Raw genomic sequence first — 17,530 nt, 5'->3', positions numbered from 1 at the left:
TTTATAGAAAGCGAGGGAGGAAGATGGAGCAAGAACGATTACCCGATCGATTAGAAACAGAACGTCTAGTCTTACGAGTCCGCACCGTGGCTGATGCAGTGGATATCTTTGACTATGCCGGTCGGCCAGAAGTCTCTTATCCAGCAGGCTTTCCGCCCGTCAAGATCTTGGAAGATGAGATTTATTATCTAGAGCATATTCTGCCCGAGCGTAATGAAAAGGACAATCTCCCAGCGGGCTATGGAATTGTCGTTAAAGGAACCGATAAGGTCATCGGCTCTGTTGATTTCCCTCGTCGTCACGAGGATGATGTCTTGGAGATTGGCTATATCTTACATCCAGACTATTGGGGTTTAGGTTATGTTCCAGAAGCAGCGTGTGCTTTGATTGACCTAGCTTTTAAAGAACTGGGTCTTCATAAGATTGAGATGACTTGCTTTGGATATAATGTTCAAAGTCAACGAGTTGCAGAGAAACTTGGCTTCACCTTAGAAGCTCGCATAAGAGACCGCAAAGATGCCCAAGGCAATCGCTGTGACAGTCTGATATATGGATTGCTGAAGAGTGAGTGGGAAGCTCAATGGAACTTAGAAGTATGTGTCTGATTTTAATCAGCAGTTTAGGAAGATTGTGGAGGAAAGTTAAATGGATATTTGGAAGCTTATTATTGAATTGTATGACTCTGATAAGGTTGCTTTTATAGCACTGGTAATTTCATTAATTACAGGATTTTTTACATTTTTTTCAAATCGTAAAAAGCAAAAAGAAGATGATGCGAGACAAGAATTACAAGATGCTTTTAATAAAGAGGCACAAGAGAAATTAAGTAATTTTCAGGAATTTCAAAAGGAATTTTCAATATATAAACAATCTACTGATGAGTTGCAATTTAACTTACAGAACCGGTCTGATTTAATTCCTTATTTTCACTTAAATCGTACTAAATCTCGTATTTTTAGTGTTAAGAATAAGCTGATTGTTGAAATCTATTTGACTAATGTTGGTCGAGGTACAGCAACCAATATAATGACTTGTGAGCTTTGCAAAGATTCAAATAAAATTCCTATTTATTTTAAGCAATCCCCATTTTTGGGAAAAGCTACACATTCTTTTTATGATTATTTTAGTGAGAATTTTGCTATCCCTAATGAATCAATCTCGTTTAGCTTGAGTGAAATTAATCAACAAGCAGAACAGTTGTATTTCTTAATTTTTAAAATTAAATTCAGTGATACTCTTGGTCGGGAATATGAACAAAAATTTAGATTTGGGTATGATAATTGTGCAGTTAAAGGAATAAATCAAAATTCTATCTCATATCCTCCAAAATTGATTAACGATATAAACTAGAAAGGACACACACATGTCTAAAGAACTTTCACCTAAATACAATCCAGCCGAGGTTGAGGCTGGTCGTTACCAAAAATGGCTTGACGCTGATGTTTTCAAGCCTTCAGGCGATCAAAAGGCTAAGCCTTATTCAATCGTGATTCCACCACCAAACGTAACTGGGAAACTCCACCTTGGTCACGCTTGGGATACGACTTTACAAGATATCATCATCCGTCAAAAACGTATGCAAGGCTTTGATACGCTTTGGCTTCCTGGTATGGACCATGCAGGTATTGCAACTCAAGCTAAGGTTGAGGAGCGCTTGCGTGGTGAAGGCATTAGCCGTTATGACCTGGGTCGTGAAAAATTCCTGGACAAGGTTTGGGAATGGAAAGACGAATATGCGACGACCATAAAGGAGCAGTGGGGCAAGATGGGGCTCTCTGTAGACTACTCTCGTGAGCGTTTCACTCTTGACGAAGGGTTGTCAAAAGCCGTTCGCAAGGTCTTTGTGGACCTATACAAGAAAGGCTGGATTTACCGTGGTGAGTTTATCATCAACTGGGACCCAGCAGCTCGCACAGCTCTTTCTGATATCGAGGTCATTCACAAGGACGTGGAAGGTGCCTTCTATCACATGAACTACATGCTAGAAGACGGCTCACGCGCCCTTGAAGTGGCGACTACTCGTCCTGAGACCATGTTTGGGGACGTTGCTGTTGCGGTCAATCCAGAAGACCCACGCTACAAGGACTTGATTGGTAAAAATGTTATCCTTCCAATTGCTAATAAACTGATTCCAATCGTTGGGGACGAGCATGCAGATCCTGAGTTTGGTACGGGTGTCGTGAAAATCACTCCTGCCCACGATCCAAACGACTTCTTGGTTGGTCAACGCCATAACTTGCCACAAGTTAACGTCATGAACGATGACGGAACGATGAATGACTTGGCCTTTGAATTTGCAGGTATGGACCGCTTTGAAGCCCGTAAGGCAGTCGTTGCTAAGTTGGAAGAAAACGGTGCCCTTGTTAAAATCGAAAAACGCGTCCACAGTGTTGGTCACTCAGAGCGTACAGGTGTGGTGGTTGAACCTCGCTTGTCTACGCAATGGTTCGTTAAGATGGACCAATTGGCTAAAAATGCCATTGCTAACCAAGATACTGATGATAAGGTAGAATTCTACCCACCTCGTTTCAACGATACCTTCCTTCAATGGATGGAAAATGTCCACGACTGGGTAATCTCTCGTCAGCTCTGGTGGGGTCACCAAATCCCTGCTTGGTACAATGCTGAAGGTGAAATGTACGTTGGCGAAGAAGCTCCAGAAGGTGACGGATGGACTCAAGACGAAGACGTCTTGGATACGTGGTTCAGTTCGGCCCTTTGGCCATTCTCAACCATGGGCTGGCCTGATGTGGACTCAGAAGACTTCAAGCGTTACTTCCCAACTTCAACCTTGGTAACAGGTTACGACATCATCTTCTTCTGGGTGTCTCGTATGATCTTCCAATCATTGGAATTCACAGGGCGTCAGCCATTCCAAAACGTTCTGATCCATGGTCTCATTCGTGACGAGCAAGGACGCAAGATGTCTAAATCTCTTGGTAACGGGATTGACCCAATGGATGTCATCGAGAAATACGGTGCTGATGCCCTTCGTTGGTTCCTTTCAAACGGTTCAGCACCAGGGCAAGACGTGCGCTTCTCTTACGAAAAAATGGATGCTTCTTGGAATTTCATTAACAAGATTTGGAACATCTCTCGCTACATCCTCATGAACAATGAAGGCTTGACTCTTGAGCAAGCAACTGCCAATGTGGAAAAAGTTGTTAACAAGGAAGCTGGAAATGTCACAGACCGCTGGATTCTCCACAACCTCAATGAAACTATCGGCAAAGTTACTGAAAACTTTGACAAGTTTGAGTTTGGTGTGGCTGGACACATCCTCTACAACTTCATCTGGGATGAGTTTGCGGACTGGTATGTTGAGTTGACCAAGGAAGTCCTTTATAGCGATAATGAAGAAGAGAAAGTCATCACACGTTCTGTTCTCCTTTACACTTTGGACAAGATCCTTCGTCTCCTTCACCCAATCATGCCATTCGTGACAGAGGAAATCTTTGGACAAATCTCAGAAGGCTCTATCGTTACAGCAGAATACCCTACTGTTAACCCAGCCTTTGAAGACCTTGCGGCTCACACTGGTGTCGAAAGCCTCAAAGACTTGATCCGTGCTGTTCGGAATGCGCGTGCGGAAGTAAACGTAGCACCAAGCAAGCCTATCACCATCCTTGTTAAGACAAGCGATAGCGACTTGGAAGCTTTCTTTAACAGCAATGTTAACTACATCAAACGCTTCACAAATCCAGAACACTTGGAAATCGCATCAAACATCCCTGCACCTGAACTTGCTATGTCAAGCGTCATCACAGGAGCAGAAATCTACTTGCCACTGGCAGACCTCCTCAACGTCGAAGAAGAACTCGCTCGTCTCGACAAGGAACTAGCTAAATGGCAAAAAGAACTGGATATGGTCGGTAAGAAGCTCTCTAACGAACGCTTCGTAGCCAATGCCAAACCAGAAGTCGTCCAAAAAGAACGCGACAAACAAGCCGACTACCAAGCCAAGTACGACGCGACCGTCGCACGGATTGATGAGATGAAGAAACTTGTGATATAAAGAAAGTGCAACTATATGACTAGTACAACTGAAAATCTTGATTTAAAGCAGAAAATTCAAATAATTTGTTTATATTTTGCAAAATTACCTAGTAATGATAAACGAAGAAGTAAAATTATTAGCAAATACCGTGAACTAGAAATTTTATCTGGAATAAAAGCTAATACTATTCGACAATGGACAGATTCATTTGATCCTTATTTCGATAACGGTAGAAAAGGATATCACCAAAGAGATTTAAAAAATGAGAATAAAAGTCTTTGGGAAGTTTATAATGAGTATAAAGATTTCTCATTAAGCGAACTGCAAAATAAAGTGTCCGAGATATACAAAAAATTAGATAAGAATTCATATTTCCTTTGTAAAGGAGATAAAGAAGTATATCTTTATAGCATCAAAACCAAAAAAGAAGAAACTTCAACCTCTCTTTACAATTTAGACGCTACTACAGAGATAATTGATTATAATGTTAGAATCGATAATCTGAACCGATACAATCCTAAAACATCAAATAGTCAAAAACTTAAAGTCGGTGACCTTTTATTTCTTTCTCTAGGTGGAGATAGTGAGAAATGGAAGGAATGGGAAAATGGATTGACAGCTATTGGTCAGGTAGAAAATATTTATGTAGAGAATTCAACTAATAACTATGAAATTACTGCTAAAGTTTTAATTAAATTACCTACAGAAATAACACCTTCAGATTTATATTACTATCCAGATACTTCAAATGAATTTAATATTGGTCCTAGTCTCAAGGGAACTCCCAATCAAGCTATTAATCGTGTCTCAACAAAAGGTGCGCTTTCTATTTTTAGTGCTATTTGTGATTTATTCCCAGATTATAAAAATAGTATAAAGCTATTGATTGGTGATGAGAATTTTAAAAGTTTGGACAATGTTCCTAAATTATTAACAGATGGCGAATATGAAGAAAATAGCTTAAAGAATAGTCTAAATCTAGATTTTGAAGGAAATGATGATTTATTAGATAAAATAAATTTATCAAGCGATGAAAATTTTATTGATCAGAGTGAAGCATTAGAAGCTGTTCTTGAAATGGATAAGGATGATAATAAGTTTAAATCAGACATGGAAAAACTTATGACATTGCCTGCCAATGAATTAAAAAGACAACTATCGGTTACTCAACGAGAGCTTAGCATTTCAGATATCAAAAAATTCTATGATCGATTTATAGAATTCCAAAATGAATACAGTAGCAATGTGGGAATAGATTATACTGATTTAGGCGATGCATTGATTTTGGAACCTAGTTTTCAGCGTGAATATGTTTGGAACCAACCTAAGAAACAACAATTGGTCGATAGTATTTTACTTGGTATTCCTATTCCTACTTTTTATTTCTCAATAGATAAAAATGGAAATTTACTGGTAGTAGATGGAAAACAGAGAATTAATTCAATTTTAGAATTTCTAGAAGGGAAGCTTTCTTTACCATCCAGTTATAGATTTTTATGCTTAGATAAAGATTCAAAACATGATGTTCATTTTAAAGAGCTTGAATCAAGAGTAAAAAGAAAATTTGAAGATTATCCTTTAACATGTTATTTAGTTGACTCTTCAGTTATACCGAGATTTCAAAATGAAATCTTTATGAGAGTTAATAGAGGTGGAGAAAGATTAACTATTCAAGAAATTAGAAACGCTTCAAATGTTGGTAAAGTAACATATTTATTAAATAAAATTTCTGATAATAAAGAGTTACGAATAGTCCCAACAAAACGAAAGAAAGATCAATACTTAGTATTGAGATTCCTTGCTTATTATCTAATTCATAATAATGATTCATTTATGAGTATTTATAACTTTGATAGCGATTATGATGGAATTGATAATCTATTAGATAGGGTAATGAAATTTATTAATATTATTAGTGATTCTGAGGTGAAAAAGTTGTATTCATTATATGAATCATGTATTCAAATTTCAAAACGAATGTTTGAGTTGAAATCATACAAAGAATTCAGTCGGAAAGATTCAAACACTGTGAATATGATTATTTTTGAGAGTTGGTTGTTTTTAATATCCAGCTTTGAAAAATCAGTTATTGAAACTAATTTAGATTTATTCTTTGACTTTTATATTAAATTTATTGGCGATGAGAATTTTGAAGATAATATTTTATATAGACGAGACTCTAAAGAAAAAATAACCTGGAGATTTTCTTACATTGAAAAATTTATAAAGGATATTAAGCAATCTTTAAAATTGAAGGATATATTATGAAATTAAAAAGTGTTGAAATTGAAAATTATAAATCGTACGCATTAAATGAAAAAGTTGAATTTTCTAATTTAAATGTTATTACTGGCGTAAATTCTGCAGGGAAATCTTCATTAATTGAATCATTGCTTATTTTGGGCCAATCCGACTCACATGATATTTTAAATGGATATTTAAAAAAATTAGGAAGTGTAGATAATTTAAAAAATAATCAATTATCAAAAGAGGAATCAAAAACAATTACATTAAAGTATTCCTTTGATGGTTCTACAACTTTAAACCAAATGATTACAATAGAGGATGGAAAGCGTCCCTCTACGTATCCAAAAATTATAGATATGGCTTATCTATCGGCTGAGAGAATTGGAGTTTTGGATAGTTATAAAAAGAGTAGAGATTTGGATTTATTTAATCCTAGAGGGGAAGGATTAATCTCATTGCTTTATGAAAAGAGTATTAGTAAAGAGTTTGTTATTAAAAATAGAAATTTATTTTTTAATGATAATAAAATTCGTGAAATATTTCCAAAACTACCTGTATATGAAACAAATCCCATGCAACAAACAATTTTGGAACGTGATGGAATTGAATATATAGTTGAAACTAGTAGTAAGGCAGAATTGATTAATATAGTTAATTTTTGGCTTGAAGAGTTCACCGGTTATACAGTCTCTGTAAACGATATTAGTTCGCAATTATTGCAGTTGAAATATCATAAGGGAGGAAGTGAGTATGAACCACAACATGTTGGTACAGGTGTTACCTTTATACTATTTCAAATATTGGCTCTACTCATACTTCCTGAGGAAACAGTAGTTATTATTGAAAACCCAGAAATCCACTTACATCCTAGTTTACAATCCAATCTAATGTATTTTTACCAATGGGTATCTGAATCAAAACGCCAATTATTTATTGAAACTCATAGTGATCACATTTTTAATGTAGCTAAATATTTTAAAATGACGAATTTAGATTGTACAATTTTATTTGCTAATCTTGAAAAAGTTAGTGATGAGCACCTAGGTGAAGTGTTAACAACTAAAATTAGAACAGTGGAGTTGGATGAAAACGGTAGTGTAATAGATTACCCACAAGGGCTTTTTGATCAGTACTTAAAGGATAGTAACAAATTCTATAAAGTTGTATACGAGAAGAGAAGAAAAGATGGCTAATAACACTGAAAAGAAAACAACTTCTTGTCAAGAATTTTATGACTTACATCCTAATATTCCACTATGGATGGTTATGTTTTTTAAAGAGTTTCAAAATGAAGATTTAACAGAAACTGAAATAGATTTAATATACGATTTACTGATAAGTAAAGGTAAAAAAGATAAATTAATTTTTGTATTTAAATCTTCATTGTTAGACATTCTGTATAAAAAAATGTTTGAGAATCCTGATTGTAAAGAAATTTTGAAGACACAAAAAATAGTATTTATTATCAAGAATCTCATGGAAGCAAGGCAGAAGAGATTTGATGAGGATTGGATTCTAAGTTATAAAGAAGAACCTCAAAATGGTGATGAAGTTATTAACTTATCCAAAAACAAGTTCAGTAATTATTTACAAACTAAGTCAGTAGATTTCACTACTTTTCCATTGGAAATTATAGACACCAATAATCTAGAAAAGGTATTATCTCATGAATATTCCTTAATCGATAAAAAAAGACAAAATTATCTAGTAGATGGATATGGTGGTCGATGTGATGAAATGTTTACTAACAAAGTGAAACTATTTAAAACTTCCATTCTTAATAATAGTGATTTTCACGTTGATGGTCCGGATGTCCAAATCCAATCTGGAGGAAGGGAGAAATTGAATTTTTCTCATATACATCCTAAAAAAGATTTTGCGTTCTACTTAATAGATAACTTTTTTGATATAAAAAAGAGCCAAAAAAATCTATGGAAGCATGATGGATATGGTAAAAAATATAGTGTTTCTAGCGAGATAAAAAAAGTACTAAAAGAGCATAATTTTTTTATTCCGAGTGATATCGAATAATTATTAGAGAGTAAAACAATATTTAAAAAAATTGAAAGCAGGTTACTACATGACAAATTCTGTAAGTTCGGACCGACCTGAGAAGTACAACATTGCAGCTTTCTTCTCAGGTGTCGGGGGAATTGAGTTGGGATTTGAACAGACCAACGAGTTCAGAGTGGTGTATGCCAATGAATTTGATAAGTATGCGCGTCAGACTTATCAGTTAAACCATCCAGATACCTATTTGGATGGTCGTGATATTCACGCTGTTCAGCCAGAGGACATTCCAGCTGAGCGCGTGGATGTGATTATGGGAGGTTTCCCTTGTCAGGCCTTTAGTATTGCGGGTTATCGCAAGGGCTTTGATGATGATCGTGGCGATCTTTTCTTCGAATTGCTTCGCATGATCGATGGATGCAAACCTCGTGCTATTTTTATTGAAAACGTCAAGAATATGGTTGGTCATGACCATGGCAATACCTTCAAGGTTATTCGTGAAGCCTTGACCGAGAACAACTACTTCATCAAGTGGAAGGTCCTCAACGGGAAAGACTATGGAAATATCCCACAAAACCGTGAGCGTATCTATATTGTCGGTTTTGATACCAAGGAAGCTTATGACTTGTTTGAATTCCCAGAGGAAATCAAGCTGACTACGAGTCTTCAAGATGTGATTAACTTCGGTGATCAGCTTGATGAGGTCTACTACTACCGTGAAGGCAAGCAAAATTTCTACGACCAGTTGAAGTTCGAAGTCACCAGTCAAGATACGGTCTACCAGTGGCGCCGTCAATATGTCCGTGAAAATAAAAACGGTGTTGTCCCTACCCTGACAGCCAATATGGGAACAGGTGGGCACAACGTTCCATTGATCCTGACAGATAGTGGTGAGATTCGTAAGCTGACACCGAAAGAAACTTTTAATGTTCAAGGTTATCCTAAGTCCTTTAAAATCCCCGAAGGAGTTTCTAACGGTCAGCTATACAAGCAAGCTGGAAACAGTGTGGTCGTGCCCGTGATTAAACGCATCGCAGAGAAAGTTGCCAAGGCCTTAAATGAAAGCCAAGGTCAATCTCAACTTGACCGCTCAGGGAAATTCGCCATTATCTACACCAAGATGAACGGCCAGTTTGAAGGGCAGTCCTATGTCAAGGATTTTGTGGATAGCTATGATCAGGCTCTTGAAAAAATCAAGGCTTATGATGATGGTTTAGCTGTTTTATCAGACGAAGAGTATTTGAGACTTGTAAAAAAACAAGGCAAACTCGAATTTTACAGTATTAATTAACGAATATATAAGAGGATTAGTGAAAAACTAATCTTCTTTTGATATACTGAAAATAGAAAAGAGGGAGCTTATGTGGGAATATCTAAAGTCTGAACAAAAAGACAAATACAAAACCTTAATTACCAACTTCGCTAGCTTGAGTGAAGCTTTCTCTCAAAAGGCAGAATCCGAAGACGAGGGACAAACAGAGAATTATGTGGCTCCGATTGTTAACTCCAAATTTCAGGAGACAGTTTTTCAGAAGGCCTTTAATGCCGTAGGGGAAGATATCGCCAATACTTCCTTTGATGTCTCTGTCGTTGTAGATGAAAACCATAAGTACCTAGTGGGTATCAAATCTTTTGGAATTAAGTCAGGGGACCAAAAAATCGCTCAGTTTAAGAAAGACTCTCAATCTTGGACGGACTTGTTGGGTGATATCAAGTTTCATGCAGATATTTCAGCTGATAAAGAAACAGCGGACAAGGAAAACTACCAACGCTATGAAGAGTTAGCACGAAAGATTGCTACTCTGAGAAATCAGAGAATCGAATCCTCCAAGGCACAGATCAAGGGATTTAACTCAGATTCAGTCGATGTCGAATCAGTTTACCACGTCCTGATGCCAACGTCAAAGGGAGATAATCCTAAAATTTTTGTTGGTGAGACGACTTATTTACCAGTTGATATTGATAATTTGGTCATTAAAGGCTCAACCACGAAAAACACTCCAACCAATTTCCGTTTTACGGATGGGCAACACCACTACAAGTACACAGCAGCTGACAGCCAGCTCCACATGACTTTTAATAATAAAAACATTGTTGTAGACACTTGGGATGTCCATTACATTGAGGATCCTTTTTCTCTATTTGAAAACCTTCATTTACTGACAGCTGAAAAGGATCAGTCAAATATTCTAGAAACAGTGTCTTGGGTTATCACAGATAAAGATGGAAATGTGGAAGAAAATTCTGGTTTCAATGCCTTTAACGGTGGTTCAAAACTAGCTAAAAAAGACCGCCTGCCACGGATTTTAAAGATTCAGGATAAATTCAAAGACAGTTTAACTCCAGAAGAACTGGCTTTTGTGACCTTCTCTTTAGAGGAAATCCTCTTGAAGAAATGGACCAGCAAGGAAGAAAAAGTCCAGATGAAATCCATTCGTGAGGATTTGATTAACTTTGTCCACGAGACTGGCAACGAAAAACTTATTAAAGAAATTGAACAGTTAGTTTATCGTCCAGTTAGTGAAGTTTACATTCCTCTTCCTGACTCTAAGAACTTCCATGATGAAAGACCAGATTTCTTTGGTCCTGGATTTGGGACTTTTGAACCTGGCACTAAAAAATTAGCTCTACCAAAAGAAGAAAGAACTTTTAAACTACGCTTTTTATCTTCTGGTGATGTTATTAACGCCTATATAAATCAAGAAGCTGGTAAGGCGATCCAGTCAACTGATAAGCAAGAAATCCTCGGGAATTGGATCTTACGTGGTGTTTTCCAGTTGAAGGAGCGAGAAGTCTTGACAGGTCAACGACTCAATGAACTAGAAATCAACGGTATTCGTTTAACCAAGTTTAAAAATGGCGAAATCGGGATCGAATTTATCTGGATTGATACCGAAAACCCACCTAGCAATGCCATTGGATGGGTAAGTAAAAGGAATCTTTAGTTTTTTAGTGATTCTAATACTGGTTCCTTTCCCAGCCTCATATACTAATCTCCCAGACTCAGTCTGGGAGATTAGTGCTTTATATCTTCTGTGTGGCCTTGATAGTGGTAAACACAGAGTCGTTTTGCTTGATCTGGACGGCTGACGGTAAAGTGGAAGTAATGATCTTTCTGATCTAAACTTTTGGTCTTGGAGAGTTTGAAATAAGTGACCTGACGGCTAGCCATGTGACGGAGGATATCATCTTCCATGGCCATCAGAGGCTGGGGAAGATTGGAGAATTGATAAAAATCCTCTTGAAATTGATAGTAATTCTGGGAAAAATAGTCAAATTGAAGTTCCTCATGTATATTCTGAGTAGTCATCTGTGCCTCCTAGGGATTGTATCGAAAGAATCTGGTGAATAGCAAGGCCTTTGTAATGGTCTCCTTCCTGCAGGAGGACCTGTTTACTGTCCAGATGAAAGACGGTAGCGGTAATGTCGGTCAGCCTTTTCTGATTAAGAAAGGTGATTAGGATGGGAACTTGCTGGCTGTAGGCTTGCCTTAGTAGCTGGTTTATCTCCTGTCTATCAAGCTGAGTTAACTGGCTCATATCTAGTTCTTTTTTGGCCAGAGCAGTGCTGTGTTCAGAGAGGAAAAAGCCAACCCACTTAGCCATACCTCGATCCTGAAAGTCACGAGCTGACTGGTAGGGGAGATAGGAGCGGTCGATCATGATAAGCCCTCCAACCCGCCAGCAGAATGGCCTCCGGTTAGCTTACTTCGAGCGATAGCACGGGATGAATCCAGCAAGGCCGATCCCTTAAGCAGAGAGGCAAAGCCGAAGCGATCTCTGATTTGGTCGATTGTCAGCTGGAGCTCCTCTTCTTTTTGAATTTGCAGGGGATCGTCAAAGAGAGAAATCAGACCATAGCTTTGATTGACAAAGTCACTGTAAAAAACGCCAATCTGTCGGATAGCCCCGCCCTGATATTTAGAACGAAAAAGCTGAACTACGATTTGAGCCAGTCGATCGCTGTTATTGGTAGGCTCAATTTTTTTCTGTGTATGAATGGAAGGCAAGAGCTCCTGTTTGGAATAGCGGGCATAGATGGAGACACGCTGGCATTTCTTACCAGACCGTCTGAGACGAATGGCGACCTGCTCAGCCATTTCTCGGAAAACGAGCTCAATATCTGCCTGTCGTCTATAATCTCGTGGAAGAATTTGCGAATTCCCTAGGCCGTGTGACTTGACCTGATAAGGCTTGTGCACATTGCTTTCATCAATGCCGTGAGCGTGAAACCAAAGCTGCAGGCCCATGACCCCCATTTCTTTTTTGAGAATGTCAGGGTTAAAGTGGGCCAAATCATAAATGGAATGGATACCTAGCTTCTTAAGACGAGTGGCCGTTCGGTGGCCAATGCCCCAAAAATCAGTCATGTTTGGAATAGTCCAGACCTTACTGGGAACATCCTCATAGGACCAGTTGACACGCATCTTTTTTGTGTGTTTGGCTTCAATGTCCAAGGCTAGCTTAGCGAGAAGAGGATTGGCGTTGCTCAGGCCGATAGAGGCATAAATCCCCGTTTTCTTCCAGATAGCCTGTTGAATGCGGGCAGCCAGCAGGTCCAGTTTGGTCCTGCGGTCCAGCGTCTGATCTGGAATGAAGTAGTTGATAGAGCTTGTCAAATCTAAGAAGCCCTCATCGATTGAGTAGGGGAAAATATCATCGGGAGCTGCGAAATCCTGGAAAATTTTTTGAATTTCCATATTTTTCTGGATGTAGTAGTTCATCCGAGGTGGGACCAGTAGGGTCTTTTGGGCAGCGTCTTCGATAAAGCGCACATAATCTGCTGTAATAGGTAGTCCCTGCTTGCGGGCAGCAGCATAGTTGAACTTACGGGTGTGGACATCAAAAGGAAGATTATAGCTTCGGCTGACATTCTGGCTGCCGAAATTCTTTTTAAAGAGAGGGGTGGCAGCTAGTATCAGTCCAGAGGAATTTTCAACTCGGCTCATGACACAGAGCGAGGTTTTTAAAGGGTCGAGACCGAGAGCGATGCATTCGCAAGAGGCATAAAAACTTTTCATATCCACAAAAGCGATGTCTGAACGAGGCTCGCGTGAATAATCAAATAGGACCATAGTTTTATACCTCAATCGGCAGAAAATGTCCAACTACGATACCAACAATAGTAGGCTGGTCTTCATAGGGAGCAAAGAGATCCTCGTAGTCAGGATTGATAGATTCTAGGCGTAGACCTTCAGCCTCACGATAGACTTTTTTGATATAGGTCTTGCCATTCCACATGAGAGCATAGACCGCCCCATCGTAGTCGAAACCTGTCTGTTTCATAAGGGCAACAGAGCCGTTGGGATACTTAGGCTCCATAGAATCCCCAGATACCCAGGATGCAAAGTCGTGCTGGATATCTTGATCAAAGTAGACAGTTTCGTAGTCTGTTTCATTGTCATAGTAGCTGTGACCGAGACCTGCAGCCAGCTCAACTGATAGAACCTTATAGGCTGTAAGGGAGCTAATCTTACGCTGTCTCTCTAAGAGCCGACTAGCTAGTTGGTCTACTTCTTTTTTATGTGGTGCGGTTAGTAAAGGGTAGGTGTAGATCGCGCTGGTCTTATCCACAAAGTAGTTCTCTTGGACCTTGAGACAGGTGGCCAACCTCCTGAGATTTTTGGCGTGGGGTTCTGCTAAACCATTTTCCCAAGCAGAGTAAGTCTTTCTGGAAATCCCAAGCTCTTGGTAAATGGAAGACTGAGTCAGATTAAGCTCCAACCGGCGTTTTTTTAATTTTTCATGCGAAAACATATCACACCTCCTATGTAACGTTTAAAAAGTTACATATAGTATAACAGAAGAACATTTTAAATGCAAGTTCTTTATCATGGAAAATTAGGCGTAAATCTAAGATAGGATTTGTCAGTATTAAGATTGCTATCTCCGTAAAGTTTGTGGTAAACTAGAAAAAAGATTGATTTGGAGGTAGAGACATGTTTCCTATGACAGCAAAAACGACCATGACAGAAGAAGCTTATCGCCGTTTCGCTTGGGCCAACTTTTGGTATCGAAAGACAGGGCTCTTTCCTCTGATCATTGGTGAAGTGGCTTTGTTAGCAGTAGGATTGGTCTGTCTATTCTTTAGGGAGCCTTTGCCAGCTATTGGTATTTTCATTTTCATGCCGATCATGCCTTTTTTACTTTATCGTTCTTTTAACCAACAATTCCTCAAGCTCTATAAGGATAATCCTCTCTGGCATGATTTGGAGCAGGAGTTTAGCTTCTATGAGACAGACTTTCAAGTCCTTAATCGCAATCATACCTCCCGATATAACTATCAGGATATTGTGGCGATTTTGGATAAGCCAGAGAGTTTTTACATCATGGTTGGTCGGTCAATGGGACTGATCTTGGATAAGGCAGATTGCCAGCCTGAGTTAATTGATTTTTTACTGAAATTAAAAGAAAACAGAAGTCTTTGATGTTCATGTACTTCTGTTTTTTATCTGCTTAATTTTCAAAAGATTGGCCTGCTAGAGGCTAGTTATGTTATAATACTCTTTATGAGAGTTGTTGCAGGTAAATACGGGGGCAGGCCCCTCAAGACTTTGGATGGCAAGACGACTAGGCCTACGACCGATAAGGTTAAGGGGGCAATTTTTAATATGATTGGTCCCTATTTTGACGGTGGCCGAGTGCTGGATCTTTATGCCGGGAGCGGGAGTTTGGCTATTGAAGCTATTTCGCGAGGTATGGAGGAAGCTGTCTTAGTCGAGAAGGATCGCAGAGCTCAGGCTATTATTTCAGAGAACATCCAGATGACTAAGGAGGCCACACGTTTTGACTTGCTCAAGATGGAGTCTGGCCGAGCTTTGGAAATGTTGACAGGTGCTTTTGACTTAGTTCTCTTGGATCCGCCTTATGCCAAGGAGCAGATTGTGGCAGACCTTGAGAAGCTAGAGGAGCGTCAGCTCTTGAGTCAGGATGTCCTAGTGGTCTGTGAGACAGACAAGGATGTGGAATTACCAGAAGAAATTGCAGGGCTGGGCATTTGGAAACAGAAGATATATGGAATTTCAAAGGTGACGGTATATGTCAGATAAGATAGGATTATTCACAGGGTCTTTTGATCCTATAACTAAGGGGCATGTAGATCTGATCGAGCGGGCCAGTAGGCTCTTTGATAAACTCTATGTAGGAGTTTTCTATAATCGGGAAAAGTCTGGATTTTTCAGGATTGAAGCTCGAGAACGGATGGTCAAAGAAGCACTGCAGCATTTGGATAATGTTGAGGTCATCACTTCGCAGAATGAGCTGGCAGTGACAGTAGCTCGGAGACTAGGAGCTCAAGTTTTTGTGCGTGGACTTCGTAACAGCCAAGACTTGGACTATGAAGCTGATATGAACTTCTTTAATCGCGAGTTGGCAGGAGAGCTGGAAACGATTTTCTTGCTCAGCAAACCAGCCTATCAGCCTATCAGTTCATCACGTATTCGTGAGCTGATTGCTTTTCAGCAGGATATCGCGGACTATGTGCCCCAAAGTGTAATCAAAGAATTAGAAAGAAGAACTTATGAAAAAAATTAGTGTTTATAAATGGCCCATTATTATTTTTTCAAGCTTGATTTTGCTTGTCGTATCTTTGACGGTTCCTTTACCATATTATATTGAAGTTCCTGGCGGTGCAGAAGATATTCGAAAGGTCTTGCTGGTTGACAATAAGGAAGATAAGGAAGCTGGGGCCTACGAGTTTGTGACAGTTGGAGTTCAACGAGCAACCTTTGCTCATCTTGTCTATGCGTGGCTGACTGATTTCACGGATATCTACTCTGCTGAAGAAATGACTGGTGGATCATCGGACCAAGAATTTATCCGAATCAATCAGTTTTATATGGAAACATCCCAAAACATGGCCAAGTATCAAGGCTTGAAAACAGCTGGAAAAGATATTAGCATGAAATATCTGGGCGTCTATGTTTTGCAAGTTGCAAAAGATTCGACTTTTAAGGGAATTTTGAATATTGCGGACACGGTAACGGGAGTTAATGACAAGACTTTTGACAGTTCAGAAGAATTGGTAAAATATGTTAATTCGCAGAAATTAGGAGATAAGGTTAAGGTCACTTACCAGGAAGATGGCCAAGAAAAATCAGCGACTGGAAAGATTATTAAGCTAGAAAATGGTAAAAACGGAATCGGTATTAGCTTAATCGATAGAACAGAAGTTACTAGTAACATTCCAATTGAATTTACTACAGAAGGCATTGGAGGACCTAGTGCGGGTCTCATGTTTAGCTTGTCAATCTATACACAACTTGCAGATCCAACCTTACGAGATGGACGTGTGATTGCAGGTACAGGAAGTATCAATCGTGATGGAGAAGTTGGTGATATTGGAGGGATTGATAAGAAAGTCGTCTCAGCTGCTAAAAGTGGTGCCAGCATCTTCTTTGCTCCCAATAATCCTGTAACAAAAGAAATGAAAAAAATCGATCCAAAAGCAAAGACAAACTATGAAACCGCAGTTGAGGCTGCTAAAAAGATTAAAACAGATATGAAAATTGTTCCTGTTAAAACCTTACAGGATGCTATTGATTATCTTAAGAACAATAAATAATAAAGCTGAGGCAGTCTTGTCTCAGTTTTGCTTTTTGATGGAAGTCTTGTTTGTCAAATTAGAGAAATTATCTGACTTTTCTCAGAAATGACTTTTTAAGGGTAAAAGCTTAAAATCTGCCTGTTTTTGTAGTATAATAGAGGAGTTATCTAGATAGAAGTGAGAAAATATATGCGCAAAGAAATTGCTCCAGAGCTTTATAATTACAATAAATTTCCTGGTCCTGAGTTCAAACAAATTGGTTCACAGGTCTTAACGGAAGATATTGAGTTTAATTTGGTAGAGAACTACCGAGAAGCCTTTGATGTGACAGCTTTTAACCAACGCTTTTCAGAGATTTTAACCAAGTTTGATTATATTGTCGGTGATTGGGGCAATGATCAGTTACGGTTGCGAGGCTTTTATCAGGATGAAAAAGCTAAGGAAAGCGACTTTAAAATCAGTCGTTTGGAAGATTATTTGCTGGAGTACTGTAATTATGGCTGTGCCTACTTTGTATTAGAAAATCTTCAGCCTAAGCGAGCTTCCTTTGATAAAAAATCTCGCAGTAAACGGGAGCAAGAACAGAATTCTGGCTCAGCTTCAAAACGCTCACGTTCTAGACGCTCAAGACGTCGGACTGACCAAAATCGCGATAATCGCCAAAACAAACCAAAAGAAAAAGTCGCAAAAGAAGCCAATCGTCACTTTGTCATCCGTCAAAAATAAAGGAGA

17 protein-coding genes are annotated in these 17,530 nt (G+C 38.8%); 13 read left to right on the top strand and 4 right to left on the bottom strand.

The window, feature by feature from the left end; all coding sequences use genetic code 11:
* Window positions 1-23: 23 nt before the first annotated feature.
* The 8 genes from AWH02_RS02650 to AWH02_RS02615 all read left to right on the top strand — a co-directional run bounded on the left by AWH02_RS02650 (window position 24) and on the right by AWH02_RS02615 (window position 11,199).
* Complete coding sequence (locus AWH02_RS02650) at window positions 24-605, top strand: GNAT family N-acetyltransferase (RefSeq protein ID WP_045501796.1); 582 nt, start codon at window positions 24-26, stop codon at window positions 603-605.
* Window positions 606-645: 40 nt separating this feature from the next.
* A complete protein-coding gene (locus tag AWH02_RS02645) occupies window positions 646-1,350 on the top strand; it encodes a hypothetical protein (RefSeq protein ID WP_045501799.1) in 705 nt (234 codons plus the stop codon).
* Window positions 1,351-1,363: 13 nt separating this feature from the next.
* The gene (locus tag AWH02_RS02640; RefSeq protein ID WP_060554079.1) at window positions 1,364-4,015 is read left to right on the top strand and encodes a valine--tRNA ligase; all 2,652 of its coding nucleotides are present in this window, start codon (window positions 1,364-1,366) and stop codon (window positions 4,013-4,015) included.
* Window positions 4,016-4,030: 15 nt separating this feature from the next.
* A complete protein-coding gene (locus AWH02_RS02635) occupies window positions 4,031-6,265 on the top strand; it encodes a DUF262 domain-containing protein (RefSeq protein WP_060554078.1) in 2,235 nt (744 codons plus the stop codon).
* Window positions 6,262-7,437, top strand: coding sequence for an AAA family ATPase (locus tag AWH02_RS02630; RefSeq protein WP_060554077.1), 1,176 nt, complete (start codon window positions 6,262-6,264; stop codon window positions 7,435-7,437). The genes AWH02_RS02635 and AWH02_RS02630 overlap by 4 nt, the downstream gene beginning before the upstream one ends.
* Entirely contained in the window at window positions 7,430-8,275 is an 846-nt protein-coding gene (locus AWH02_RS02625) for a hypothetical protein (RefSeq protein ID WP_060554076.1), read from the top strand. Before AWH02_RS02630 ends, AWH02_RS02625 begins: the two co-directional genes overlap by 8 nt.
* 49 nt (window positions 8,276-8,324) lie before the next feature.
* On the top strand, window positions 8,325-9,545 hold the full coding sequence (gene dcm / locus AWH02_RS02620) for a DNA cytosine methyltransferase (protein WP_060554075.1): 1,221 nt from the start codon (window positions 8,325-8,327) through the stop codon (window positions 9,543-9,545).
* Between the two features lie 70 nt (window positions 9,546-9,615).
* A complete protein-coding gene (locus AWH02_RS02615; RefSeq protein WP_060554074.1) occupies window positions 9,616-11,199 on the top strand; it encodes a hypothetical protein in 1,584 nt (527 codons plus the stop codon).
* Window positions 11,200-11,270: 71 nt separating this feature from the next.
* On the opposite strand, the gene AWH02_RS02610 is transcribed toward AWH02_RS02615, so the two are convergent.
* From AWH02_RS02610 to AWH02_RS02595, 4 genes are read right to left on the bottom strand one after another with little or no spacing between them, the layout of a single operon-like run.
* Window positions 11,271-11,564 carry a DUF5960 family protein gene (locus AWH02_RS02610; protein ID WP_060554073.1) on the bottom strand — a complete coding sequence of 98 codons (294 nt, stop codon included), beginning with the start codon at window positions 11,562-11,564 and terminating at the stop codon, window positions 11,271-11,273.
* The gene (locus tag AWH02_RS02605; RefSeq protein ID WP_060554072.1) at window positions 11,542-11,916 is read right to left on the bottom strand and encodes a YolD-like family protein; all 375 of its coding nucleotides are present in this window, start codon (window positions 11,914-11,916) and stop codon (window positions 11,542-11,544) included. Before AWH02_RS02605 ends, AWH02_RS02610 begins: the two co-directional genes overlap by 23 nt.
* The gene (locus tag AWH02_RS02600) at window positions 11,913-13,328 is read right to left on the bottom strand and encodes a Y-family DNA polymerase (protein ID WP_060554071.1); all 1,416 of its coding nucleotides are present in this window, start codon (window positions 13,326-13,328) and stop codon (window positions 11,913-11,915) included. Before AWH02_RS02600 ends, AWH02_RS02605 begins: the two co-directional genes overlap by 4 nt.
* Window positions 13,329-13,332: 4 nt before the next feature.
* On the bottom strand, window positions 13,333-14,010 hold the full coding sequence (locus tag AWH02_RS02595; RefSeq protein WP_060554070.1) for an XRE family transcriptional regulator: 678 nt from the start codon (window positions 14,008-14,010) through the stop codon (window positions 13,333-13,335).
* Window positions 14,011-14,192: 182 nt separating this feature from the next.
* Between AWH02_RS02595 and AWH02_RS02590 the strand changes: the two genes are divergently transcribed.
* The 5 genes from AWH02_RS02590 to AWH02_RS02570 all read left to right on the top strand — a co-directional run bounded on the left by AWH02_RS02590 (window position 14,193) and on the right by AWH02_RS02570 (window position 17,524).
* Window positions 14,193-14,681, top strand: coding sequence for a YcxB family protein (locus tag AWH02_RS02590; RefSeq protein ID WP_060554069.1), 489 nt, complete (start codon window positions 14,193-14,195; stop codon window positions 14,679-14,681).
* 72 nt (window positions 14,682-14,753) lie between these two features.
* Window positions 14,754-15,302: a 16S rRNA (guanine(966)-N(2))-methyltransferase RsmD gene (gene rsmD / locus AWH02_RS02585; protein ID WP_197711260.1), complete on the top strand. Its 549-nt coding sequence runs from the start codon at window positions 14,754-14,756 to the stop codon at window positions 15,300-15,302.
* A complete protein-coding gene (coaD, locus tag AWH02_RS02580; protein ID WP_060554067.1) occupies window positions 15,292-15,786 on the top strand; it encodes a pantetheine-phosphate adenylyltransferase in 495 nt (164 codons plus the stop codon). Before rsmD ends, coaD begins: the two co-directional genes overlap by 11 nt.
* Window positions 15,773-16,816: a SepM family pheromone-processing serine protease gene (locus AWH02_RS02575; protein WP_046165911.1), complete on the top strand. Its 1,044-nt coding sequence runs from the start codon at window positions 15,773-15,775 to the stop codon at window positions 16,814-16,816. Before coaD ends, AWH02_RS02575 begins: the two co-directional genes overlap by 14 nt.
* Window positions 16,817-16,987: 171 nt before the next feature.
* Window positions 16,988-17,524, top strand: a complete 537-nt coding sequence (locus tag AWH02_RS02570; RefSeq protein ID WP_048774567.1) for a YutD family protein — start codon at window positions 16,988-16,990, stop codon at window positions 17,522-17,524.
* Window positions 17,525-17,530 lie beyond the last annotated feature (6 nt).

This window comes from Streptococcus gordonii (assembly GCF_001553855.1).
In the GTDB taxonomy this organism is placed as follows: domain Bacteria; phylum Bacillota; class Bacilli; order Lactobacillales; family Streptococcaceae; genus Streptococcus; species Streptococcus gordonii.
Note: the sequence above shows the minus strand (reverse complement) of the source record. Positions and strands in the feature narration are given on the sequence as shown.